Raw genomic sequence first — 22,221 nt, forward strand, 5'->3', positions numbered from 1 at the left:
GCGAGTTCGAAGTACCCGTGCATCAGCTGCCGGCGACCAGATCGAGCTTGGAGACCGCGCGGCGGCCGGTGATCGAGCCGTCGGGGGCCGGGGCGCCGTACTTGACGTCGACGCCGCGGGCCTGCAGCTCCCGGACGATGCCCGGGACCGAGCGCTCGGCGAGCGCGGCGATGGTCATCGCCGGGTTGACCGTCAGCGCGCCCGGCACCGACGCGCTGTCGGTGACGAAGATGCCCGGGTGGTTGCGCAGCTCGTGGTTCGGGTGCAGCGCGGACGTCGCCGGGTCGTCCCCGATCCGGCAGGACGCCAGCGGGTGCACCGTGTACGCCCCGACGACGTCGTTGGTCCACGGCGCCACCTTCGCCAGGCCGTCCTTCTCGATGATGGCCTTGCAGTCGGCGTCCGCGAGCGCCCAGCCGCGCCGCGTGTTCTCCGTCGGGTCGTAGCGCAGCGAACCGCGGCCGAGCATCTGCTGCGAGATCCGGTAGGCGTTCCCGGTGGGCGGCGGGGCGCCGAACACGCCTTCGTTGTCGTCCTCGGTCATCAGGAAGATCGTCAGCCAGTTGGCCCACTGCTTGAGGATTTCCTTCTTCTCCGCCCCGAACCAGCGCGGCTCCTCGCCGCCGGGCACCTGGGCAAGGATGGTGCCCAGGCCCGGCGGGAAGTACAGCTGCTCCAGCGAGTACCGCTCGTACTCCGGCAGCGACCCGTCGAGCTTGTCCCAGTTCGCGACGGTCGGACCCTTGCCGATGTGGTTGGCCGAGTAGACCGGACCGTCCTCACGGGACAGTCCCAGCACCTCGCGGACGCGGTCCTCGTCGATGATCGCGGTGTTGAGCCGCTCGCCGTTGCCGGAGAAGTACCGGCCAACGCCGTGCGGCATCGTGCCGAGCGCGGCCTCCGAGCGCTGCAGGATCACCGGGGTGGCACCCGCGCCGGCGGCGATGATCACGATCTTCGCCTCGATCACGCCGCTGCCGGTGTGGATCCGGTAATCTTCCTCGTCGATCAGGTCGAAGTAGACGCGGTAGTCGCCGTCCTCGGTGCGCTCGAGCCGCTGGACCTCGTGCAGCGGGCGGATCTCCGCGCCGTGCGAGAGGGCCGCGGGCAGGTAGTTCGTCAGCATCGAGCGCTTGGCGTCGAACTTGCAGCCCGCCATCATGAAGTTGCAGTTGACGCAGGTGTCGTTGTCGACCGCGACCGGCGCCGGGTTGGCCGTCCGGCCGGAGTGGTTGCAGGCCGCGGCCCACAGCCCGCCGGCGTAGGAGACGTCATTCCAGTCCTGTTTGGACACGGGCAGCGACTCGTCGACCCGGTCGTACCAAGGCTCGAGCGAGTCGCGGTTGATCACCCCGGGCCACATCCGGCGTCCGATGCTGCCGTGGCGCTCGAAGACGAACTTCGGCGCCCGCGGCATCGCGGCGAAGTACACGACGCTGCCGCCGCCGACGCAGTTGCCGCCGAGCACGCTCATCCCGTCGCCGACGACGAAGTCGAACGCCCGCGTGTAGGACGAGCCGAGCAGGTAGTCGTGCTCGAAGTCGGCCGCGGCCAGCCACGGCCCTCGCTCCAGCACGGTGACCTTGGCCCCGCCGGCGGCGAGGTGGTAGGCGGGGATGGACCCGCCGAAGCCGCTGCCGACGATGACGACGTCGGTCTTGTCGATGGCGTTCATGCGGGGCTCCCCGATGGGGTCGTGTCCGGGTGGAGTTCGGCCAGCTTGCGGCCGTAGCCGTACTTCGGGAACCGCCAGAACCCGTCGGCGTCGGGGGCCTGGTAGCCCAGCGCCAGCAGTCCGGGGTGCCCTTCGCGGATGGCGTCGGCGGTGTGCATGTGCGCGGCGCTGTCGAAGGCCATGTTGCAGAACAGCGCGAGGCTGACCCAGCCGTCCTTCTCCGGGTGGCCGGGTGCGGTCAGCCGCCGCACCAGCTCGCGGCGGTGCTCGTAGGGCAGCGCGACGAACGGCGGGACGTCGTGGTCGAGCGCGAGTTCCACTTCGCCCGCGTAGGTCTTCGCGTGATCGTTGAGCGACTGCGCGAGGTAGGGCAGGCCGACGGTGACGCCGGTCGCGTCGAAGTTCAGCAGTTCGAGCGCGCCCGCCGCCACCGCACCGGGGCCGGGCGCGGCCCCGGCGATCGCCCGGTCGTCCTCGTCCCGCTTCTCCCCCGGCACGATCGTGTCCGCGTAGGCCTCGAGGGTCAGGTTCTTGCCGCGTTCTTCTTCGGTGGCTTCGGGTTGCACCGGCCTACCTCCTCATCGAATGTCCACAGTGAACTCAGGCGGCCTCGGCCCGGCGCACCCGTTCCCGGCGGTGCACGGTCATCGGCAGCCCGCCGCGCACCCGCAGCGAGAGCATCGCTTCGGGGTCGACGACCTTGCCCGGCACCTTCCGCAGCACCAGGTCCCGCGCCGCCATGGCGAGCACGAACACCGCCTCCATCACGCCGAGGCTGTTGCCGATGCAGAACCTCGGCCCGGCGCCGAACGGGATATAGGCGTAGCGCGGCGGCCGTCCGGCCGGGTTCGCTGGGTCGAACCGGCCGGGGTCGAACCGCTCCGGGTCGGTCCAGAACCCCGGGTGCCGGTGCAGCGTGTAGGGCACCACGACGACGTCGGAGCCGGCCGGCACGTGGTACCCGCCGATCTCGTCGTCGGCCTGGGCGACCCGCGGCAGCAGCCACACCGGCGGGTACAGCCGCATGACTTCCTCGACCACGGCCGCGGTGTAGGTGAGCCGGCGCAGGTCCTCGTGCTCGGGCAGGCGGTCACCCAGCACCTCGACGGCTTCGGCGTGCAGCCGCTCGCCGACCTCCGGGTGCTCGTCGATCAGGTGGAACGCCCAGCCGAGCGTGCTCGCCGTCGTCTCGTGCCCGGCCAGGAGCAGGGTGATCAGCTCGTCCCGCATGCGTTCGCGCGACGCACCTTGCGCGGACCCGGACTCGATCAGCCGCGACAGCACGTCTTCGCCGTTCTCGACCGGGTTCGCCAGCCGCTGCTCGACGAGCTCGTCGGCGATCCGGCGCAGGTCGTCGCGCGCGGTGCGGAAGTGCAGCTGCTTCTTCAGCGGCACCCACTGCGGGATCGCGCTGAGCGTGACCGCCTCGAACATGGCCTGGTCCTGCACGGCCTCGAACGAGTGGCCGAGCGTTTCGTACCCGCCGAGCTCGGCGTCGAGCAGCGTCTTGCCGAGCACGCCGAGGGTCAGCCCGGTCATCTCGTGCAGGATCTCGACCGGCCCGTCGTGCGCGGCCAGCCGCTGGATCAGCGCGTCCACTTCGGCCGCGACGACGGCGGCCTGCCGCGAGATCCGCTTCGGCTGGAACACCGGCTGGATGGTCCGCCGCTGCTCGCGCCAGGTCTCCCCGTCGCTGGTGAGCAAGCCGTCGCCGAGGGCCCGGCGGGCCTCCTGCAGGCCGATGCCCTTGTGGTAGTTCGCGGCGTTGTCCGCGAGGACGTGCTTCGCGAGGTCCGGGTGGTTCACCAGGTACATCGCCTTCGGGCCGATGGCGATGCGGACGACGTCACCGTAGACCTCGGCGCTGTCGCCCATGAGCGCGAGCCGGTCGGTGAAGAGCTGCTTCAGCAACCGGAGGGTCGCCCGGCGCGGCGGCCCGGGCGGCGCGGGGTGCGCCGCCCGGGCTCGGTGCTGGCGGCCGGTCATGCCGCGACGGCTCCCGGCTTCTCGCCGCCCGCTTCCGCCGGCGCGGGCGCGAGCTCCAGTTTCGCCTTCTGCTCGGCCTCGAACTTGATCCGCGCCTTGTTCGAGAAGTGCAGGGCCCACAGGAACATGCCGCGGATCAGGCAGACGGTCGCGGTGGCCAGGAAGAGCCCGTAGGCCACGTGCACGGCGGTGAAGAAGCCGTACGCGAGCGCCACCCCGGCCCCGAAGGCGAACTGCGAACCCGGCTTCGACGGCGACGTGCCCGGGTCGGTCACCATGTAGTTGGTGTAGAGCACGAACGCGACACCGGTGGCCATCGCCAGTGCGCCGGGGATCGACGTGCCGAAGAGCCAGCCACGGACGACGGCCTGGATGACGAAGAAGCTCAGCCAGCCCGCGATGAGGAACATCCGGCCGGTCAGCAACGCGTTGAGCACCGTGCCCGACACCAGGATGATGCCGACGATCAGCCAGCCGCCCCAGGTGGGGATCTGCTCCGTGAAGTGGTACGGCGGGGCGATGCTCGCCCACGGGAACACGAGCAGGATGATCGTGATGCCGAAGTTCGACGGGTTCATGTAGTGCCGCATCCGGCCGTACACCGGTGCCTGCAGGATCCACTTCGCGCCGACCGCGACGACCACACCGAAGATCATCACGAGGATCCGGTCGTTGACGTAGGTCAGCATGTTCAGCGCGAGCCCGGTGATGTGCGCCGGGAGCAGGAACTCCACGAGCCCCTTGAACCCGTTGCCCTTGAAGCGGACCGCACGCGAGGTGACGCGGGCGTTGATGATTTCGAGCAGGATCTCCGTGGTGTACGCGGTCGCCAGCGCGACGAACGGGTACAGCCACGGCTGCTCGAAGCCGAGCACGGTGTAGCCGACGATGTTGAAGATCGTGATCGAGATCGCGAAGCGCCGCAGCGCAGTCGTGACCTTGTTGGTGCGCTTCGGTGGCGCGGTGTCCACTTTGGTCAGAGTCGGGGTCGCCATCACGTCACATCGCTTCCTTCGCCGTGGTGCCGAGCTGGTACATGTGGCAACCGGGTTCGAGCTTCAGGTTCTGGGTCCGCAGCTGCCCGGTCCGGTCCCGCCACTGCAGGTGCACGTCGAGCGGGCCGCTGACGTTGTGCCCGAGGCCGATCTGGACGTCGAAACTGCGCCGGCCGGCCTCACCGCTGCTGCCGTCGACCCGGCCGAGGTACTTCTTGCCGTCCGCGGTCGTCACGGTGGCCTGGGCACCGATCGCGGGCGGGCCGGCCGCGGGCAGCGGGCCGGGCGCCACCGGGGCGTCGGTGGTCAGCTTCAGCTGCAGGTACTTGCCGGGGTTCGGGCTGTCGTTGTGGTAGAAGATCGGCGCCTCCCACTGCCGCGCCACCGCGAACTCGGGCAGGCCGTCGCCGTCGGTGTCGCCGACGGCGATACCGCGGGTGGGCACCGGGACCGCCAGCCCCAGCTGCGGCGCGAGGTCGGTGTACCGGCCGTCCGCGCTCTTCACGAAGAAGTGCAGGGTGTGGTCGCCGCCGATGTCGTCACCGGCACGGGCGTTCGGCCACCAGAGCGGGTTGGACAGCATGCCGTCGTGCGCCGTGGCCAGCTCCTGCAGGTTCGGCCAGCGGTTGACCTGCCCCTTGACGAACCCGGTCGCCTGCGCGATCTGGTTCTCGCCGCCGTTGTTGAAGTCCTGGATCTTGACGTCCCAGCCCCAGCCGGACCAGGCGGTCCCCTGGCTGCCGCTCACGTCGTCGAACGGCGCGACCCCGTCCTGCAGCTGCTTGCGCAGGTCAATTGTGTTGTTCGCGGTGTTCATGAACTGGAAGTTCGACTCTTCGATGCCCCACGACGTGGTGATGTTGCTGACGAACAGGTCGTAGAGCCCGTCGTGGTTCAGGTCGCCGAAGTCGACGCCCATGCCCTTGAAGGAGTCGTTGCCCAGCACCTTCGACTTCGGGTCGGTGATCCCGCGGACACCGGTGACCTCGGCGAGCTCGATGTGGCCCGGCGTGGACTTGTTGTAGAGCAGCCGGTCGTGCCCGAAGTCGTTGGCGATGTAGAGCTCCGGCAGGCTGTCGCCGTCGATGTCGGTCGCGCTGGAGGCCAGCGTCCAGCCGTAGCGGGCGACTTCCGGGATGCCCTGCGAAGCGTCGACGTACTGCGCGCTCGGGTTCGCGCCGGACGCGGCGCCGGTCCAGCGGTAGATGTACTTCGCGCCCGAGTTCAGCGCGTGCGACATCGACTGGTTCATCGTGATGCCGCCGTCGGCGTTCGGGTCGAGGACCCGGCTGTCCGGGAAGTAGTTCCCGATGAAGATGTCGACGTGCCCGTCACCGTCGAAGTCGCCGATGGTGACGGAGTCGGTGTTCCACATCGGGCCGTTGTACTTCCCGTCCGGGCCGCGGTGGTTGCCCGCCACCAGCTCGACCGGCTGGAACGCGGCCGCGTCGAACTTCGCCGCGGTGGCCTTCTGCAGGAACAGCACCGGCGTGCGGCCCCAGTAGTAGGCCAGCACGTCGGTCCGGCCGTCTTCGTTGTAGTCACCGGGAACGCAGCCCATCGGCGCCATGTAGTCCCACGTCGGCAGGGCCGGCGCGGGGTCGAGCGCGAAGGGCGCGTAGCGCGGGCCCGAGTCCGGCGACGGCGTGATGACGACCTGGTCGCTGCGGGTGTCGACCAGGCAGAGGTCGTTCGCCTTGCCGCTGCCGCTGATGTCGTTGAGCGCGATCGCGGCGCCGACCGAGGAGATCCACGCGGCGATGTCCTTGTACTGCTTGTTCACCGTCCGGATCGACTGCGACTTCTCGGCCGCGGGCAAGGCGATCGTCATCGGGGTGAAGTGGAACTTGCTCGCCATCGAGTCCTGCTCGGCGGCGGAGACGCTGGGCAGCCGCGCGACCAGGAACAGGCCGAGGATCAGCAGCAGCGCCACGATGCCCGCCAGCTGCTTGCGCAGCCAGCCGAAGTTCGCGGTCATTTCTTGTTCCCTCCGTGGGTCAGCACTTCTTCGGCAATGCGCTGCCGCCAGGTTTCGAACGCCGGGACGTCGTCACCGTCGACGACCACCTCCGGCCGGACCTCTTGGGTGATGGCCGCCGCGCGTTCGGCAGGCAGGCCGCAGATCGCCCGGGCCGCCATCTCGGTCTCCGGGATCATCAGGCCCGAGCGCACCCGGCACTCGGCCGCGAACGCGCTTCCCTGCGCCAGCGGCCCGTGGTGGATGCCGGCCCGGTCGACCAGTTCCCGCAGCTCGTCGGCCGTGACGCCGCACGCGTAGGTCGAGGCCAGCCCGACCCCGGCGTACAGGTCGCCGTGGCGCGACTCGGGGAACTCCTCGATCGTCTTCGTCACCAGCTCGACGTCGGTACCGCAGATGAACCACAGCGCCCGGCCGATGCCCTGGTCGATGGCGCGCAACGCGTACCCGTCGTAGCGCTTGTCCGGCCACGAGAAACCCGGTTCCTGGTACTGCTGCCGGATGTACTGGTCGGTCTTGAAGTACGCCTGGTGGAAGCCGTAGCCGTCGAGCACGAGCCAGCGCAGCAGCGGGTCGAACGCCGAGGCCTTCGGCCACGCGAACCGCGGGAGCCGGCACATGGCCCAGCCGACCCCGACGTAGATGATGTAGTCGTGCTTCTCACCGGGGCCGGCCAGGAATTCGGCGATGTTCGTGCTCTTGCCGAACGGCAGCCCGTCGAGGACGCCGTACCCCATTCCCGCGCCTTCGTAGGCGAAGCCGCGGAACTGCGGCGGGATGCGCTCGAGCCATTCTTCGGCTTGCTCGACCGAACGCGCTTCGACCGCGTGCGCGTATCCGAGGAGGAATTTCTCCCCGACCGTCTCGAGTCGTTCTTGAGCGGCTGGGCTCTTTCGGTGGAAGCCACGCTTTTCCAGCGTGGTCTCCGAAACGTTCGGTGTCAGGATGCGGCGTCTGAGCGCACGCCAGCCATTGCCCAACGCACTCTCCCCCTCACGGGTCGAATGAGACTTGGTTCTGCTCGTCTCTTCCACGGTCACAGATCCGCTGGTCGGCGGTCTACTCCACGGTTGCGTGGGATCACCGCTCAGCTCGCCCGGCGCGCGGCGGCCGGGCGGAGCTCCTGCCGGATCCGCTCCCGCCACAGCTCGTAGGGCGGTTCCGGCCCGTCGTCGCCGTCGGCGCGCTCGGTGCGGTCGGCCAGGTTCTGCGCCTCCTGCACGGTCAGGTCGACCAGGGCACCGCACGCGTGGGAGGTGTGCGCCGGCACGTACCCGGAGTAGGTCCGTGCCTTCACCGCGAACACGACGCCCAGGCCGAGCTCGTCGTGGTACTCGCCGGCCGCCCGGCGCAGCCGCGCCAGCCCGAGCTGGTCACTGCCGCCCGCGAACGTCGCGGCGAGCCCGATCCCGCTCCACAGGTCGGCCCGCCGGTGCTCGGCGAACCGGCCGGCCGCGGCGGCCACCGCGTCCGGGTTCCCGCCGTGGATGAACCACAGCGCGCGGCCGACCCCCTGGTCGAACGCGCGGGGGAAGTACTCCGGGCGGCCGGCCCACGGGTAGGGCTCCGGGGCGGCCTGCCGCTCCACCCACTTCCCGGTGTCGAAGTAGGCGCGGTCGAAACCGTAGCCGTCGACGGCGAGCCAGCTCATCACCGGGTGGTAGGCCACCCCGGTCAGCTCGGGCAGCATCTTCTTCCACAGTGGACGCGGCAGCCGCGCCATCGCGAACCCGATCCCGATGTAGGTCAGGAAGATGTGCGGGCGGCCCGGTCCTTCGAGCAGCTCGCGGGTCCGGTCCGAGCCGCCGCCGGGCATGGCGTCGAGGACGGAGTAGCCCATCGCCGCGCCCTCGTAGGCGAACCCGCGCTGTTCGGGCTCGATCAGCGCGAGGCGCCGCTCGATCTCCCACAGCGACGCGCCTTCGATGGCCCATTCGAACCCGCACACGACCGCCTGCGGCACCGCTTCCAGGCGGGCCGTGACGTCGGTGTGCACCACCGGGAACCCGCGCTCGGCGAAGCCGACGGACGCGAGGGAGGGAGCGAGCACGCGCTTGCGCAGCACGCCGAGCAGAGTCGACATCCGGATCTTCCTGTCGGTCGGGGGAACGGGGCTCAGGCGACGGCGCGCAGGTGCGGCCGTTGCGTGGCGAACTGCTGCCGGCTCGACGGCGTCGGCCGGGACGCCAGGGTGATCGCGATCGGCGGGTCGGTCAGCGCCGGCCGCCGCAGCCGGACGGTGACGCCCGGCGGGTCGAACGGCGACACGGTGGCCGAGGCGGTCCCGACCGTGAAAGCGGGGCCGCTCTTGGCGTGCACGCTGTGGTCGGCGATCGCAATCACGGTCCAGTTGCCCTCCGGCACGCCGTGCACGGTCACCCGCCCGGACCGGGTGCTGGCCGAGCCGCCGAAGGCGACCGGGCCGCGCTGCGGCACGTTGTCGGCGAACACGCCGACGAGAACGGTGGCCGGGGCCGCGTCGTCCGGCAGCACCAGGTCGACGTCCAGGTGGCCGGTGCCCATCGGCTGCGAAGCGCACCCGGCTTCGCGCAGCGACTGCGGCGACGGCAGCCGCTGAAAGTACGCCGAGTGCGCGACGAGCAGCTCGCCGACGTCCGGTTCGCGGTACTCGGTCGGCGTCATGCCGACGGCCCGGACGAACCGGCTGGTGAAGGTGCCGACGCTGCTGTAGCCGACGCTGCAGACGATGTCCGACACGGTCAGGGAAGTGGTCAGCAGCAGCCGTTTCGCCTCGAACAGGCGCACGGCCGTCAGGAACCGGCCCGGGGTGACCCCGGTCGCCTTCGCGAAGATGCGCGAGAAGTGGAAGGGGCTCACGTACACCTCGGCGGCCAGCGCCGACAGGGTGATGGGCTCGAAGTAGCGTTCGAGCAGCAGCTCGATCGCCCGCAGGATCGCCGGCTGGACGGCTTGTTCGCGTCTGAGCCGGTCCGCGTCCTCCGGCGGCTCGCCGGCCTCCCGCTGCGCTTCCGTGGACGCAACCGATCGCAAGATCATCAGTCCAACCTCGAATTCCTCCGCTTGGATTTCCCTCGCCGCCAGGTAAGACGCCGGATGTCGCGGGTCGGTGGACGACCGATCGAGCCTCGACGGAGACCGGAGAAGGCGCTGTCGGCGGGGAACGCCGAACCCGTGTGAAGGGCACGGCTCCCGTCGTGCACTTCGCACGGATCCGTTGTGAAAGCTGCCCCGACACGGCGAGTGAGCACCGGCCTTCCGCCGTTCGCCCGGCCGGGCGGCACGATCCGGACGGCCAATCCGGCCGGGTCGGGAGTCCGCGGCACGCGGCCGCGAAAAGTGCGGAACGCACGGGTCCGGGCGGAGAAACACAGTTCGACTCTGGTGGGCGGCTCACTGGCCGCACCCCCGCCGCTCTGTCACATTCGAGTGTGGACAGCCGGAGGATCGACGGTACATCGGGAGTACCACCGGTCCTGGCGCGGCACTACTGGGGAGCCGGCACACGGCTGCACATTGGAGGCGTTCGGCAATGTACTCCGAAACTAGGCTAGCGGCCGGTGCAACCCCGCGGCCACGGGAACCATCCGAAAGTGTCGTCCGCTTCACGGTCCTCGGCCCGCTCGGCCTCCTGCGTGACGGCGTCGACTACGCGCCGACGACACCGAAGGTCCTGCAGCTGCTGGCCTTGCTGGTGGTCCGGCCGGGCCGGCTGGTCCACGCCGACTCGATCATGCAGGAGCTGTGGGCCAGCGACCCGATCCGCACGGTGCGGACCACCCTGCACACCTACGTCTACCATCTGCGGCGGTGCATCCAGGAGAACGGGCTCGCGGAGAACGCCGACGACCTGCTCGTCACCAAGAACCCGGGCTACGTCTTCCGCATCGACCCCGCGCAGGTGGACGTCTTCCGCTTCGACCGGCTGCAGCACGAAGGGCAGGTCCTGCAACGGAACGGGCGGCACGACGACGCGGCGGGCCGGTTCCGCGAGGCGCTGGACCTGTGGTCGGGGCCGCCGCTGGCGAACGTCTCTTGTGGACCGGTGCTGCAGTCGTACGCGACCCAGCTGGCCGAGCAGCACCGCACCACGCTGCACCTGCTGGTCGAGGCGGAGATCGCCAGCGGACGGCACCGCGAGCTGATCGGCGAGCTGCGGTCGCTGACCGTGGGCAACCCGCTGGACGAAGCACTGCACGGGCAGCTGATGCGGGTGCTGGGCCGCAGTGGCCGCCGGTCCGACGCGATGGCCGTGTACCGCGACCTGCGCCGCCGGCTGGCCGAGGAGCTGGGCGTCGAGCCGTGCGGCGACCTGCAGCTGCTGCACCGCGACCTCATCTCCGAGGGCGACCAACGCCAGTTCCACCCCACCGCACGAAGTGAGGACCGATGACCGCACAAACCCGTACCTATGGCCAGTTCTGCGGAGTGGCCCGCGCGATGTAGCTCGTCGCTCTGGAACGTCGTGTAGAGCGAAAGGATCGCCGCGTCCAGCGTGAAGACGTCTTCCGGCTCACGGCCGTTCAGCGAGCGCGCTCCCCACAGCCCGAGGTCCAGCAGGACGTGGTCCAGCTCGCTGCCGTACTCGGTGAGCTCGTACAGCACGCTCGCGTCCAGGTCGGGTCGCACGCGCCGATGGTCGACGACGGCGCGCTGAAGGTGACGAGCGCCGCGGAGGCGGTCCGCACGGGCCGCATCGTGATCGACGGCAGGCCGGCCGACCTGGAGCTGTTCGCCCGGCTCTTCCGCATCACCGCGGCACCTTCGCCGCAGGAGGGCATCGTCGTCCACTGAGGACAGTGCCGTGGGTGGCCACCCCCGCGGTGGCCGCCCACGAGCCCGTGCCGGGCCGCGGCAACCGCTCGGCCCGGCCACGCGCGCGAATCACCCCAGCCGATCAGCCCGCCCCAGCAGATAACGCTGCTCGGGCCGGGTCGCGGTCGCCTCCGCCGCGCGGCGGTAGTGGGTTCGGGCGGCTTCGTGGTCGCCGGCCAGTTCCAGCAGGTGGGCCCGGGTCGCGTCGAGGCGGTGGCTCTGCTTCATCCGGCTGTCGTCCGCCAGGGTGGCCAGCAGCTCCAGCCCCCGTTCCGGCCCCTCCGCCATCGCGATCGCGATCGCCTGGTTCAGCGTGACCACCGGGCTCGGCGCGAGTTCCTGGAGCACCGCGTAGAGCTGGACGATCTGCGGCCAGTCCGTGGTCTCCGCACTGGGCGCTTCGTCGTGCAGCGCGGCGATGGCCGCCTGCACCTGGTACGGGCCGACCGGGTGGCGGCCCAGCGTACGGCGGACCAGGCCGGCGCCCTCGGCGATCATCGCCCGATCCCACCGCCCGCGGTCCTGCTCGGCGAGCGGGACCAGTTCGCCTCCGGGACCGACCCGCGCAGGCCGGCGTGCGTCCGTCAGCAGCATCAGTGCGAGCAGGCCCGCCACCTCGCCGTCGTCCGGCAGCAGCGCGTGCACCCCGCGGGTCAGGCGGATCGCTTCGCGCGCCAGCTCGGGTGCCTGGAGGTCCGTTCCGGACGTGGCCGCGTAGCCCTCGTTGAAGATCAGGTACAGCACCTGCAGCACGACCCGGAGCCGCTCCGCGCGGTCGGCCGGGTCCGGTTCGCCGAACGTCGAGCCTGCCGCCGCGATGCTCTCCTTCGCCCGCGTGATGCGCCGGGTCATGGTGGCTTCGGGCACGAGGAAGGCCTTGGCGATCTGCGCCGTGGTCAGCCCGCCGACCGCGCGCAGCGTCAGCGCGACCTGCGAAGGCGGGGAGACCGCCGGGTGGCAGCAGAGGAAGAGCAGGGTGAGCGAGTCGTCCTCGTCGGACGGCCGGTCGTCGTCCGGCCCGGGCGCCACCACCGGCTCGCGGACCGCGACGGACTCCTCCCGCCGCCGCCGCGCGCTTTCGCTGCGCCAGTGGTCGGTGAGCCGCCGGGTCGCGACGGCGACGAGCCAGCCATACGGGTTGTCCGGCACGCCGTCGGCGGGCCACTGCTGCGACGCGGCGAGCAGTGCCTCCTGGACGGCGTCTTCGCACGCGTCGAACTGGCCGTACCGACGCACGAGCGCACCGAGCACCTGGGGCACCAGCGGCCGCAGGCGCTCCCCGACGGACGCGCTCACCCGCCGGTGAACCCGGATTCGGTTTCGGCGTCGGCGAAGAACACCACCGGCCGGACCTCGATGCCGAGCCCCTTGATCCCGGCGTCCGGGATCATCGCGGCCACCTCGTAGGCGCGCTCGGACGAGGCGCACTCGACCAGGTAGAACCCGGCCAGGAACTCCTTCGACTCGACGAACGGCCCGTCGGTCACCGCCGGGACCCCGTCGGTCACCCGGACGACGGCGCTGCGGGCCGGGGCGTCGAGGGCCTGGGTGCTGATCATCTCCCCTGACTCCCGGATCCGGCGGATGAACTCGCCGTGGCCGCTCATCACCTCGTCCCTGTCCTGCTCGGACAGCGCCTCCCAGACGTCGGGGTTCATGTACATCGCCAGCAGGTACTTCACGTGTCCTCCCCGGATCCGGCCTTGCCGGTCCCGAACATAGCCGATCCGGGACCGCAACCCACGAGTCGCCCGCGGCGGCGGCCCGGGAGCAGCATCGACACTCAGTGCTGATCAGCCACGGAGGCCGCAACCATGTCCGACGTGTACGCCGATCTGGAGGCCGGGGCGGACGCCCTCGCGGACCTGGTGCACGCCCACGCGGGAGCTTTGCCGCTGCCGTCCGCCCGCGCGGTCGCCGCCCACCTCGCCGAACTGACGGTCGTCGCGCGGCGGGTCGTCCTGGCCGTGGAGGGCACCGGGACCGGGTCCGCTCCCCGGATCACCGACGCCGGCCTGCTCGGCGACGCCGTGCTCGCTTGGCGTTCGGAGCACCGCAAGGCCGTCGAGCTGCTGGCCACCGCGGCCGGGGACGTCCCGTGGCCCGGTGGCCCGCTGCGGCCGTCCCTGCTGGCGGCGGCGCTGTCGACGGTCCTGTTCGCCCGCAGCCAGGACATCGCCGATGTGCTCGGCGCCCGGCTCCCGCGCGACGACGCCATCGGCCACGTCGCCTACTACGGCGTCCGCACCAGCGGCGACGTCTACGCCGGGCACGGCGGGCCGTCCGCCGGGCCGCTCCGGTTCGAGCTGACCGCGCCGTCCGGGACGCTCTGGGAATTCGGCCCCGCCGACGCGGCGGACCGGATCTCCGGCCGTGCCGAAGACTTCTGCCTGCTGTTCACCGGCCGTCGCCCGGCCGCCGGGCTGGCCGTCGAAGCCACCGGGCCGCGCGCCCGCCGCTGGCTGGAACTGGTGCAGCAGCACAAAAATCCACTGTGGACGTCCGAACCGGACTGATCAGGCGAAGCGGTCCGGGTCGCCCGCGCCGCGGCGGACGATCTCCGCCTCCCCCGAGGAGAAGTCGACCACCGTGGTCGGCTCGACCCCGCAGTCACCGGAGTCCACGACCGCGTCGAGCACGTGGTCGAGCTCGTCCTTGATCTCCCAGCCCCGCGTCAGCGGTTCCGGCACGTCCGGCAGCAGCAGCGTGCTGGACACCAGCGGTTCGCCCAGTTCGGCCAGCAGCGCCTGGGTGACCACGTGTGCCGGGATGCGGACGCCGACGGTCTTCTTCTTGTCGTGCATCAGCCGCCGCGGCACTTCTTTGGTGGCCGGCAGGATGAACGTGTAGCTGCCCGGCGTCGCCGCCTTGATCGCCCGGAAGACCGCGTTGTCCACGTGCACGAACTGGCCCAGCTGCCCGAAGTCCTCGCAGACCAGCGTGAAGTGGTGCCGCCGGTCGAGCTTGCGGATCGCCCGGATGCGGTCGAGGCCCTCGGGGTTGTCGAGCCGGCACCCGAGCGCGTAACACGAGTCGGTCGGGTAGGCGATCAGCCCGTCGCGCCGCACCAGGTCCGCGATCTGGCCGATGGCGCGCCGCTGGGGGTTGTCCGGGTGCACGTCGAAGTACTTCGCCATGGCCGCGAGCCTAGGGCCCGGCCCGCGGCCGCGCCCGGCGGCCCGCGTCTCCCACCTTGCTCTGCCCGCTCGCGAACCGGTGACCTGGCCCGGCGTCCGGCGCACAATGCGCGGTGGGCACCGGCACACCGTACCCAGGAGGCGATCATGACCGAACCGGCGCTGCCCGGCCTGACCCGGCAGGCCCCACCCCGGGCCACGCCCCGCGCCGGCCAGGGCGTACCGGTTCGCCGGGCCCGCGGGCACGGTCACCCTGACCGGGTTGTTCGACGGGCATCGACGGCTCGTGGCGCACCACACCGTCCCCGATCGCAGCCGGCCCGCCGCCGTCGCCTCCGCCGAAGAGCTTCCGGCCGCGCTGCACACCCGGGACACCCGCCTGGTAATCGTTTCCCACGCCCCCTACCCGAAGATCGAGCAGTACCGCAGGCACTTCGGGTGGGACCTGCCGGTGTATTCGGCGCCGGACACCGGGTTCGCCGCGGACTTCCCGGCGACGCGCCGCCTCGAGGGCGCCGGCCCCGGCGAGCACGACGACGACGGTCCCGGCCCGAGCTTCTTCCGCCAGGACGGGCGATCCCTGCTGCATACCGGCTCGATCGCGGCGCCGTACCTGGATTTCCTCGCGCCGGCCGGTGTCGCGCGGGGCCGGGCCGCGGCTGACGAAGCGGACCGGACGTTCGGCCGGAGCCGGACGCACGGCGGCACGGCCACTCTTCGCCGACTGTGCCGATCGTCGCCGATCCCGCCACAGTCACGGCCGAATGGCTTGGTGACAACGGTTCCGTGCAGTACAGGGGCGGCCTACTCTCGGGCCGGATTGGTAATACGAGCCGACGGGATGAGATAGGATTGACCGGAAGCATGCAGACCGAGCTCAGCCCGGGTCGCCGAACCCACTCCGTGCGACGCCACGACACCGGAGGATCGTTGCGCATGTCTCCGGTCGTCGACTCGAACCGCTCGGGCGCCCCTTCCGTGCCCTGGGGCACGAGCGCGGTCGACCGGCGGCCCAAGCTGGCGACCTACCTCGCCGGCTCGATCATCACCGTGGTCGTCGCCGGCTTCGGGGCCGTGCTGCTCGCCGGCCTCATCCCCCAGTCGGTGAGCCCGGTCGCGGCCGGTTACGCCATCCTCGCGGTCGCGCTGCTCCTCGCCATCCAGCTGCTCCACTTCAGCAGGCCGTCGGTCCGCCTCGACACGAGGACCAGCCGGGTCCTGCTGGTCGTGCTGGCCCTGCTGGGCTACGTGCCGGTCTTGACCTTCGACGCCATGTGGTTGGCGATGCCGGTCTTCTTCGGCGGCGCGGTGGTGCTGGTGCTGCCCGCCCGGTTCGCGTGGCCCCTCTTCGGCCTCAACCTCGCCGCGGCGCTGTGGATCGAGCTGCGCTACGACACTCCGCTGGAGGCGGTTTACACCGTCCTCGGCGTCGCCGTCTACAGCCTGGTCTTCGCCCAGCTTCCTTTGGTCGCCCGGATGATCCGCGAGCTGCACCTGGCCCGGACCGAGCTCGCCCGCCGCGCGGTCGCCGAGCAGCGCCTGGCCTTCGCCAGGGACCTGCACGACCTGCTCGGCATGGGCCTCTCGGCCATCGCCCTCAAGGGTGAGCTGGTGTACCGCCTGATGCGCAAGTCGAGCGAGCAGGCGCAGGCCGAGCTGGCCGAGATCACCGCCATCGCGCAGCGCACGCTCTCCGACGTCCGTGCGGTGTCCCACGGCTACCGCGTGTCGCTCGAGAAGGAGTTCCGCACGGCCCAGTCGCTGCTGACCGCCTCCGACATCGCCGTGCGGGTCCACTTGGACCATGGCGACCTGCCGGTCCGGGCGCGCACCCTGCTCGCCAAGGTGCTGCAGGAGGGCGTCACCGACGTCCTGCGCCACAGCGACGTCGAACACTGCGAAATCGCGGTCCAGCAGCGGCACGGCCGGGTGTCGCTGGAGATCGTCAACGACGGCGTGGGCCCCGACGACCTGCCCGCGGAGTCCGACCTGCTCGCCCGGCTGCCGGACGAGGTGACCGCGCTGGGCGGCACCGTGCGCAGCGGTATCGGCGAGGACGGCCGGTTCCGGCTGCTCGTCGAGCTGCCGCTGCCGGACCGGGTCGAGCCGCCGTCCACCGACGACGGCCCCCAGCCGGCCGACGCGGAGTCGAGGCGGGTCCGGGTGCTCCTGCCGGTCATCTTCACCCTGTTCGGCCTCATGGCCGTCGTGCACGAGCTCCTGCTGACCACGAACGGCTGGCACATCGCGCTCGTCGCCGGGTCGCTGGCGGCGCTGCTGACCCTGCAGTTCGCCTACTTCAACCGTCCCTCCACCCGGCTGCGCTCGGGCCAGAGCATCGCGATGCTGTTCGTCCAGGCTTGCCTGATCTACCTCCCGATGCTGCCGCTGCAACGGGACTGGGTGAGCTGGCCGTCGCTGCTCATGGGCTGCGCGCTGCTGGTCCTGCCCCCGGTCGCCGGCTGGCTGGTCTTCGCCGCGAACGCCGGCTTCTACCTCTGGCTCGAGTACGTCGCAGGGCAGGCCCGCGAAGACGCCCTCTACGCGGTGACGTTCTCCGCCGGCACGGTGATGGTAGGGCTCATCGTGTTCGGCATGCTGTGGCTGGTCCGGCTGGTCGCCGAGCTCAACCACAGCCGGCGGCGGCTGGCCGAGACCGCGGTCGCCGAGGAGCGCCTGCGCTTCGGCCGCGACCTGCACGACCTGCTCGGCATGAGCCTCTCCGCGATCGCGCTCAAGAGCGAGCTGACGGCCAGGGTGCTGCCACTGGACCGCGACCGGGCGGCCGAGGAGCTGGTCGAGACCCTGGGCCTGACCAGGCAGGCTCTCTCCGACGTGCGCTCGGTGGCGAGCGGCTACCGGGAGCTGTCCCTGCACAGCGAGTCCCGCTCGGCCCGCTCCGTGCTCGCCGCCGCCGACGTCCGGGTCCGGATGGAGATGCTCCAGGACGAGCTGCCCGCGCCGGTCCGCACGGTACTGGCGGTGGTGCTGCGGGAGGGCGTCACGAACGTGCTCCGGCACAGCCGGGTGGAGACCTGCGAGATCGCCCTGCACCGGGTCGACGGCGGAGTCAGCCTCGAGATCGTCAACGACGGCGTCGAGCGGTCCGGCCCGCGCCCGGTCACCCCGGCCGATCCGGCGGACGACGGAGCCGCGCGGCCCGGCACCGCGTCGGGCAGCGGCATCGGCAACCTGTCCCACCGGGTGGCCGACCTCGGCGGCGAGCTCACCGCCGGTGTGGTGGACGACGGCCGGTTCCGGTTGCGCGCCGTGGTACCCGTCTGAGAGCCGGTTTCCCGGGCGACCGGCGCTTCAGATCCAGCCGGACTCCTGGGCCAGCCGGATCGCGTCCACCCGGTTGCGGGCCCCCAGCTTCGACACCACCGTCGTCAGGTAGTTCCGCACCGTGCCCGCCGACAGGTACAGCCGGGCCGCCACCTCGACCGTCCCGTACCCCTGGGAGGTCAGCCGCAGCACGTCGAGCTCGCGGCCGGTCAGCGGGCAGTCGTCGCTGTCCCAGGCCGCCAGGGCCAGGTCGCCGTCCACCATCCGCCGTCCGGCCGCGACGCCGCGGACCGCGTGGGCCAGCTCGCCCGGCGGCGCGTCCTTCAGCAGGAACCCGCTCACCCGCGCGTCCAGCGCGCGTCTGAGCGTGCCCGGGCGGCCCAGGCCGGTGAGGATCAGGGTGCGGCAGCACGGCAGCTGCTCGCGCAGCTCACCGGCCGCGGTGAGGCCGTCCTTGCCCGGCAGGTCGATGTCGATGATGGCGACGTGCGCTTCGCTGGCCCGGGCCGCGGAAAGGATCTCGGTCCCGGAAGCGACTTCGGCCACCACCTCGATGTCGGGCTCCAGCCGCAACAGCGCCACGAGCGCGCTCCGGACTATGTGCATGTCTTCAGCCACGAGCACTTTGATCACGAGGCGCCTCCGCCTTCACAATTCCCCAGGGCCTCAGTTAAACATTTCCGCGGGACTCCCGGTTGGGCCAAGAGGGTTCACCTCGGAGAATGCACGTGGACCTCGAAGCAATTCGATCCGACCACAGCAGAACGCGCTCGGACGACTACCGAAGGTAGAAAAGCAATAGGCATGGTGGGAAATTTTCCCATCGACTGTCGCCAGTGTATGTCAGGCGCACGCCGAGGGAGCCGGTCTCCCGGGCGAAGACACCCGGGAGACCGGCTCCCTCAGGCCCCCACCAGCACGGACGGCAGCCGGAACGGGCTCACGCGGCGAGTTCCGCGTCGCGTAGCGCTTCGATGTTCGTCCCGCAAACGGAGAAGCACACCCTCGAGTCGACGCGGCTCCCCCATTGTTCGAAACAGTCGATCACGAGACCGGTCTCGATCGGATCGGCGTTTTCGACCTCGACCCCCAGATCGACGAAAAGTGCGTGTACGTCAGCGGAAATACGTGCGGACATTGAAATCTCCCAGTGGCGAAGTAGCAAGCTTCACGTGCCATAAATAGTCCGCTCGCGAACCGTCGGGAACCAGTGCCCACATCACCGGGCATATGTGTTTTATGCCTGCTCCGCGCAGTGCGGCGACTGCCGCCGAATGGAGTATCAGAGGTCGGATAACGCCGTTTCGATCACTTTGCGCGTTCGCGCGGCCGCGATACGCGACGGAAACGCACGGCCATCCATCGGAGGACATACCCGGCCGGGCCGCCGGAAAACGCGGTAGGCGGCCCATATGCAAAACGCATGTCCGGCCCGTGCGAAACCCATCCGGAACGGTGCACTGAGCACTTAAGAAGTAGACAGCGTCCGACCTAGAGTTCTTTCGACAAGCATTCCGCCAGCGCCACGCGTTTCACAGGGGAACGCGGCCACCGACGCCAGGCGAGGGGAGGACGGCCACCATGGACGAGGTCGTACGACAGGCCACGGCGCGCGCCATCACGACCATGCGGGACCACCTGGGCGACCGGCTCACCGTCGACGACCTCGCCCGGGCCGCCATGTTCAGCAAGTTCCACTTCACCCGTGTGTTCCTGCGGGCGACCGGGCTTTCCCCCGGCCGGTTCCTGTCGGCGCTGCGGCTGGCCGAGGCCAAACGGCTGCTCGCGACGACGAGCATCTCCGTGGCCAACATCAGCCACCAGGTCGGCTACAACAGCGTCGGCACCTTCAGCGCCCGCTTCAGCGGCAGCGTGGGGCTGTCGCCGAGCGGCTACCGGCAGGCCAGGGGCCTGCCGCCGCGGATCCCCGAACGCGCTGACCAGGCCCCCTCGGGCACCACGCTGCGCGGGAACGTCCGCTGCCCGTACGGGACCGCCGGCACCGTGTTCGTCGGCTTGTTCCCGGCGAAGATCACCGAAGGCCGTCCCGCGCGGTACGCGATCCTGTCCGGGCCGGGACCGTACGCGCTGGCCGACGTGCCGCCCGGCGCCTGGTACGTCATCGCCCACACCTTCGCCGCCGGCTACAACGACGACCGCGGGCCACGGCCCTACACCGGGCTCGCCGGCCCGGTGCCGGTGCACCGCGGGGTCACCGCCGTGCTGGCCGACGTACGGCTGCGGCCGCGCCACGGCTTCGACCCGCCGGTGTTGCTGGCGCTGCCGGACCTGCGGCCGTCGGCCGTCCGGCGGCCCGTGGCGGTCTGAACGCGTCCGCCGAACCGGGGAAGGCGGTCACGCCGGGCTTCCGGCCGGCGATCGCGCGTCGTGGGGACGGCGCCGATCGCCGGCATTCCGGGCGGCGGAAATTGCCTTCCGGCGGATCCGGTGGCGTACCATTCTCACGGGGAGACGTCCCACTGGGGGAAGTGAGGTCCCACCGTGATCAGAGTTTTGCTTGCCGAGGACATGGATATGGTCCGCGGCGCGCTTGTCGCCTTGCTCAACCTCGAATCCGACATCGAAGTGGTCGCGGAAGTCGATTCCGGCGACGAGATCCTCCCCGCGGCGAAGGCGGCCCATCCGGACGTCGCCGTCATCGACATCGATCTGCCCGGGAAGGACGGTCTGACGGCGGCCACCGAGATCCACGAAAGCCTGCCGGAATGCCACACCCTGATCCTCACCAGCCTCGGCCGGCCGGGCACCGTCCGCCGCGCCCTGGACGCCAAGGTGAACGGCTTCCTGCTGAAGGACGCGCCTTCGGACAAGCTGGCGAACGCGGTCCGCTCGGTGGCCGTCGGCCGCCGCGTCATCGACAGCGAGCTCGCCCTGTCCGCCTGGGAAGCCGACGACTGCCCGCTCACACCCCGTGAGCTGGAGATCCTTTCGCTGGCCGCCCGCGGCCGCAACGTGGCCGACATCGCCGCGGACCTGTTCCTGTCGCCCGGAACGGTCCGCAACTACCTGGCCGCGTCCGTGACGAAGCTGAACGCGCGCAACCGGGTCCACGCGATCCGGATCGCCACCGAAGCCGAATGGCTGTAACGGCTCCGGACGCCGTTCACCAGGCCGGTGCCCGCAGCGGGACGACCGCGCACAGCCGGTGCGTCCCGTCCGGCCGCACCCCCACCGACAGCTCGCCGCCGAGGGCTTCCACGCGGTAGGCGAGGTTCCGCAGCCCGGAGCCGCGGCTCTCGCCCGCGGGCGGGTCTTCGCCGGCGGGCGGGACCCCGTCGTTGGCCACCTGCAGCCGCACCGCGCCCGCCACCACCACGACCGAGAAGTCGCACCAGGCGGCCTTGCTGTGCCGGATGACGTTCGTGACGCTCTCGCGCAGGACCGCCGCCAAGGTCGTCGCCACCGGCGACGGCAGGTCGGCGGGCAGCTGCCCGTCGAAGCCGACCGTGATGCCCGCCGCCCGCAGCACCGAGGCGGCGGACCGGCACTCCTCCGCCAGCGACATCTCCCGGGATCCCGCCGCGATCGCCCGGACGTCCGCCAGCGCCTTGCGGGAGATCGTGAGCAGTTCGGCCAGCTCGGCCTGCGCGGCCTGCGGGCGGTCGTCGACCAGGCGCCGGATCAGCTCCGCCCTGAGCGTGATCGCCGAGAGGCTCAGGCCGAGCAGGTCGTGGGTGTCCCGGGAGAACCGGCGGCGTTCCTCGGCGACCACCTGGGCGGCCACCTGGGCGGCGAACTCCCGCCTGCCGTCCTCGTCCAGGGCGGCCGCCCCGACGAGCCACGCCAGCCCGAACACCGCGAAGGCCGTCACCGCGGTGAGCAACGCGGTTCGCAGGCCGTCCGCGACGGCCGCCGGCCCGGCGGCCCGCACGGCCAGTGCCCCGGCCCCGGCCGTCACGAGCACCAGCACCGGGACGGCGACGCGCGGCCGGGCCACCAGCGGCAGGCTGCCCAGGAAGAAACAGCTGAACACGGCCCATGCCGCGCCGAACTCCAGCACCGGGGCCAGGCCCAGCAAGGCCTGCAGCGCCAGCGCGGTGCCACGGAACCGGGTCCGCCCGCGCCCGAACGCGGCCAGGTGGACCAGGACCAGCGTCCCGCCGCACCCGTAGGCGGCCAGGACCACCGCCTCCTGCAGCGCGGTGAGGAGACAGAGCAGCCCGATGGCGACGCAGCCGCCGGCGTGCGCGAGCCGGCCCGCCGGACCGTCCACGGCCCCGGGCCGCGCGGGTCCCGCCCGCGGGACGAAGCCACGACGGACCCGGCGCTTTCCGGGCCCGGCCGGACCGGCCGGTTTCGCTGCCGAAACCACCGCTGCGCCTCCCCAGTACCCCAGTTGCCCCCTCGCGG

Annotated in this window: 21 protein-coding genes; 7 read left to right on the forward strand and 14 right to left on the reverse strand. The window is 71.2% G+C overall.

Features of this window, described 5'->3' with window-relative positions:
- Positions 1 to 22 precede the first annotated feature (22 nt).
- The 8 genes from ACFPLC_RS01870 to ACFPLC_RS01905 form a co-directional block, all read right to left on the reverse strand.
- The gene (locus tag ACFPLC_RS01870; RefSeq protein ID WP_378198160.1) at positions 23 to 1,675 is read right to left on the reverse strand and encodes a GMC family oxidoreductase N-terminal domain-containing protein; all 1,653 of its coding nucleotides are present in this window, start codon (positions 1,673 to 1,675) and stop codon (positions 23 to 25) included.
- The gene (locus tag ACFPLC_RS01875) at positions 1,672 to 2,241 is read right to left on the reverse strand and encodes a DUF5987 family protein (RefSeq protein WP_378198159.1); all 570 of its coding nucleotides are present in this window, start codon (positions 2,239 to 2,241) and stop codon (positions 1,672 to 1,674) included. The genes ACFPLC_RS01870 and ACFPLC_RS01875 overlap by 4 nt, the downstream gene beginning before the upstream one ends.
- Positions 2,242 to 2,275: 34 nt before the next feature.
- Positions 2,276 to 3,661 carry a cytochrome P450 gene (locus ACFPLC_RS01880; RefSeq protein ID WP_378198157.1) on the reverse strand — a complete coding sequence of 462 codons (1,386 nt, stop codon included), beginning with the start codon at positions 3,659 to 3,661 and terminating at the stop codon, positions 2,276 to 2,278.
- Positions 3,658 to 4,656: an enediyne biosynthesis protein gene (locus ACFPLC_RS01885; protein WP_378198155.1), complete on the reverse strand. Its 999-nt coding sequence runs from the start codon at positions 4,654 to 4,656 to the stop codon at positions 3,658 to 3,660. The genes ACFPLC_RS01880 and ACFPLC_RS01885 overlap by 4 nt, the downstream gene beginning before the upstream one ends.
- Positions 4,657 to 4,660: 4 nt before the next feature.
- Positions 4,661 to 6,634 (reverse strand): FG-GAP repeat domain-containing protein, encoded by a 1,974-nt coding sequence (locus tag ACFPLC_RS01890; RefSeq protein ID WP_378198153.1) that lies wholly within the window; start codon positions 6,632 to 6,634, stop codon positions 4,661 to 4,663.
- Complete coding sequence (locus ACFPLC_RS01895; protein WP_378198151.1) at positions 6,631 to 7,614, reverse strand: DUF1702 family protein; 984 nt, start codon at positions 7,612 to 7,614, stop codon at positions 6,631 to 6,633. Before ACFPLC_RS01895 ends, ACFPLC_RS01890 begins: the two co-directional genes overlap by 4 nt.
- A gap of 107 nt (positions 7,615 to 7,721) precedes the next feature.
- Positions 7,722 to 8,717, reverse strand: a complete 996-nt coding sequence (locus ACFPLC_RS01900; protein ID WP_378198149.1) for a DUF1702 family protein — start codon at positions 8,715 to 8,717, stop codon at positions 7,722 to 7,724.
- Between the two features lie 32 nt (positions 8,718 to 8,749).
- Positions 8,750 to 9,652, reverse strand: a complete 903-nt coding sequence (locus tag ACFPLC_RS01905; RefSeq protein WP_378198147.1) for a helix-turn-helix domain-containing protein — start codon at positions 9,650 to 9,652, stop codon at positions 8,750 to 8,752.
- Positions 9,653 to 10,145: 493 nt separating this feature from the next.
- Here ACFPLC_RS01905 and ACFPLC_RS01910 point away from each other — a divergent pair, with 493 nt between their 5' ends.
- Complete coding sequence (locus ACFPLC_RS01910; protein WP_378198145.1) at positions 10,146 to 11,006, forward strand: AfsR/SARP family transcriptional regulator; 861 nt, start codon at positions 10,146 to 10,148, stop codon at positions 11,004 to 11,006.
- A gap of 170 nt (positions 11,007 to 11,176) precedes the next feature.
- Positions 11,177 to 11,407: a hypothetical protein gene (locus ACFPLC_RS01915; protein ID WP_378198143.1), complete on the forward strand. Its 231-nt coding sequence runs from the start codon at positions 11,177 to 11,179 to the stop codon at positions 11,405 to 11,407.
- Positions 11,408 to 11,497: 90 nt separating this feature from the next.
- Here the strand turns inward: ACFPLC_RS01915 and ACFPLC_RS01920 are convergent, their stop codons facing one another.
- Positions 11,498 to 12,724, reverse strand: coding sequence for an RNA polymerase sigma factor (locus tag ACFPLC_RS01920; protein ID WP_378198141.1), 1,227 nt, complete (start codon positions 12,722 to 12,724; stop codon positions 11,498 to 11,500).
- Positions 12,721 to 13,110 (reverse strand): YciI family protein, encoded by a 390-nt coding sequence (locus ACFPLC_RS01925; RefSeq protein ID WP_378198139.1) that lies wholly within the window; start codon positions 13,108 to 13,110, stop codon positions 12,721 to 12,723. Before ACFPLC_RS01925 ends, ACFPLC_RS01920 begins: the two co-directional genes overlap by 4 nt.
- 132 nt (positions 13,111 to 13,242) lie before the next feature.
- On the opposite strand from ACFPLC_RS01925, the gene ACFPLC_RS01930 reads away from it, so the two are divergent.
- A complete protein-coding gene (locus ACFPLC_RS01930) occupies positions 13,243 to 13,944 on the forward strand; it encodes a wyosine base formation (protein ID WP_378198137.1) in 702 nt (233 codons plus the stop codon).
- Here ACFPLC_RS01930 and ACFPLC_RS01935 read toward each other — a convergent pair whose 3' ends face one another.
- Complete coding sequence (locus tag ACFPLC_RS01935) at positions 13,945 to 14,565, reverse strand: L-threonylcarbamoyladenylate synthase (protein ID WP_378198135.1); 621 nt, start codon at positions 14,563 to 14,565, stop codon at positions 13,945 to 13,947.
- Between the two features lie 262 nt (positions 14,566 to 14,827).
- On the opposite strand from ACFPLC_RS01935, the gene ACFPLC_RS01940 reads away from it, so the two are divergent.
- On the forward strand, positions 14,828 to 15,415 hold the full coding sequence (locus tag ACFPLC_RS01940; RefSeq protein WP_378198133.1) for a DUF899 family protein: 588 nt from the start codon (positions 14,828 to 14,830) through the stop codon (positions 15,413 to 15,415).
- A gap of 86 nt (positions 15,416 to 15,501) precedes the next feature.
- Positions 15,502 to 17,850, forward strand: a complete 2,349-nt coding sequence (locus ACFPLC_RS01945) for a sensor histidine kinase (RefSeq protein WP_378198131.1) — start codon at positions 15,502 to 15,504, stop codon at positions 17,848 to 17,850.
- Positions 17,851 to 17,877: 27 nt separating this feature from the next.
- On the opposite strand, the gene ACFPLC_RS01950 is transcribed toward ACFPLC_RS01945, so the two are convergent.
- Both ACFPLC_RS01950 and ACFPLC_RS01955 read right to left on the reverse strand, forming a co-directional pair.
- On the reverse strand, positions 17,878 to 18,483 hold the full coding sequence (locus tag ACFPLC_RS01950; RefSeq protein WP_378198129.1) for a response regulator transcription factor: 606 nt from the start codon (positions 18,481 to 18,483) through the stop codon (positions 17,878 to 17,880).
- A gap of 307 nt (positions 18,484 to 18,790) precedes the next feature.
- A complete protein-coding gene (locus ACFPLC_RS01955) occupies positions 18,791 to 18,988 on the reverse strand; it encodes a hypothetical protein (protein WP_378198128.1) in 198 nt (65 codons plus the stop codon).
- A 443-nt stretch (positions 18,989 to 19,431) separates the two neighbouring features.
- On the opposite strand from ACFPLC_RS01955, the gene ACFPLC_RS01960 reads away from it, so the two are divergent.
- Positions 19,432 to 20,178 carry a helix-turn-helix domain-containing protein gene (locus ACFPLC_RS01960; RefSeq protein ID WP_378198126.1) on the forward strand — a complete coding sequence of 249 codons (747 nt, stop codon included), beginning with the start codon at positions 19,432 to 19,434 and terminating at the stop codon, positions 20,176 to 20,178.
- 174 nt (positions 20,179 to 20,352) lie between these two features.
- Positions 20,353 to 20,958 (forward strand): response regulator transcription factor, encoded by a 606-nt coding sequence (locus ACFPLC_RS01965; RefSeq protein WP_191307843.1) that lies wholly within the window; start codon positions 20,353 to 20,355, stop codon positions 20,956 to 20,958.
- 16 nt (positions 20,959 to 20,974) lie between these two features.
- Here the strand turns inward: ACFPLC_RS01965 and ACFPLC_RS01970 are convergent, their stop codons facing one another.
- Positions 20,975 to 22,183 carry a sensor histidine kinase gene (locus tag ACFPLC_RS01970; protein WP_378198124.1) on the reverse strand — a complete coding sequence of 403 codons (1,209 nt, stop codon included), beginning with the start codon at positions 22,181 to 22,183 and terminating at the stop codon, positions 20,975 to 20,977.
- Positions 22,184 to 22,221 lie beyond the last annotated feature (38 nt).

This window comes from Amycolatopsis plumensis (assembly GCF_042652605.1).
GTDB classification, from domain to species: domain Bacteria; phylum Actinomycetota; class Actinomycetes; order Mycobacteriales; family Pseudonocardiaceae; genus Amycolatopsis; species Amycolatopsis plumensis.

Excerpts from the sequence above, each read along its gene's own strand:
- ACFPLC_RS01870 (WP_378198160.1), bottom strand. The coding sequence starts at position 1,675 with ATGAACGCCATCGACAAGACCGACGTCGTCATCGTCGGCAGCGGCTTC.
- ACFPLC_RS01880 (WP_378198157.1), bottom strand. The coding sequence starts at position 3,661 with ATGACCGGCCGCCAGCACCGAGCCCGGGCGGCGCACCCCGCGCCGCCC.
- ACFPLC_RS01885 (WP_378198155.1), bottom strand. The coding sequence starts at position 4,656 with ATGGCGACCCCGACTCTGACCAAAGTGGACACCGCGCCACCGAAGCGC.
- ACFPLC_RS01890 (WP_378198153.1), bottom strand. The coding sequence starts at position 6,634 with ATGACCGCGAACTTCGGCTGGCTGCGCAAGCAGCTGGCGGGCATCGTG.
- ACFPLC_RS01900 (WP_378198149.1), bottom strand. The coding sequence starts at position 8,717 with ATGTCGACTCTGCTCGGCGTGCTGCGCAAGCGCGTGCTCGCTCCCTCC.
- ACFPLC_RS01905 (WP_378198147.1), bottom strand. The coding sequence starts at position 9,652 with ATGATCTTGCGATCGGTTGCGTCCACGGAAGCGCAGCGGGAGGCCGGC.
- ACFPLC_RS01910 (WP_378198145.1), top strand. The coding sequence starts at position 10,146 with ATGTACTCCGAAACTAGGCTAGCGGCCGGTGCAACCCCGCGGCCACGG.
- ACFPLC_RS01930 (WP_378198137.1), top strand. The coding sequence starts at position 13,243 with ATGTCCGACGTGTACGCCGATCTGGAGGCCGGGGCGGACGCCCTCGCG.
- ACFPLC_RS01935 (WP_378198135.1), bottom strand. The coding sequence starts at position 14,565 with ATGGCGAAGTACTTCGACGTGCACCCGGACAACCCCCAGCGGCGCGCC.
- ACFPLC_RS01945 (WP_378198131.1), top strand. The coding sequence starts at position 15,502 with ATGTCTCCGGTCGTCGACTCGAACCGCTCGGGCGCCCCTTCCGTGCCC.
- ACFPLC_RS01955 (WP_378198128.1), bottom strand. The coding sequence starts at position 18,988 with ATGTCCGCACGTATTTCCGCTGACGTACACGCACTTTTCGTCGATCTG.
- ACFPLC_RS01960 (WP_378198126.1), top strand. The coding sequence starts at position 19,432 with ATGGACGAGGTCGTACGACAGGCCACGGCGCGCGCCATCACGACCATG.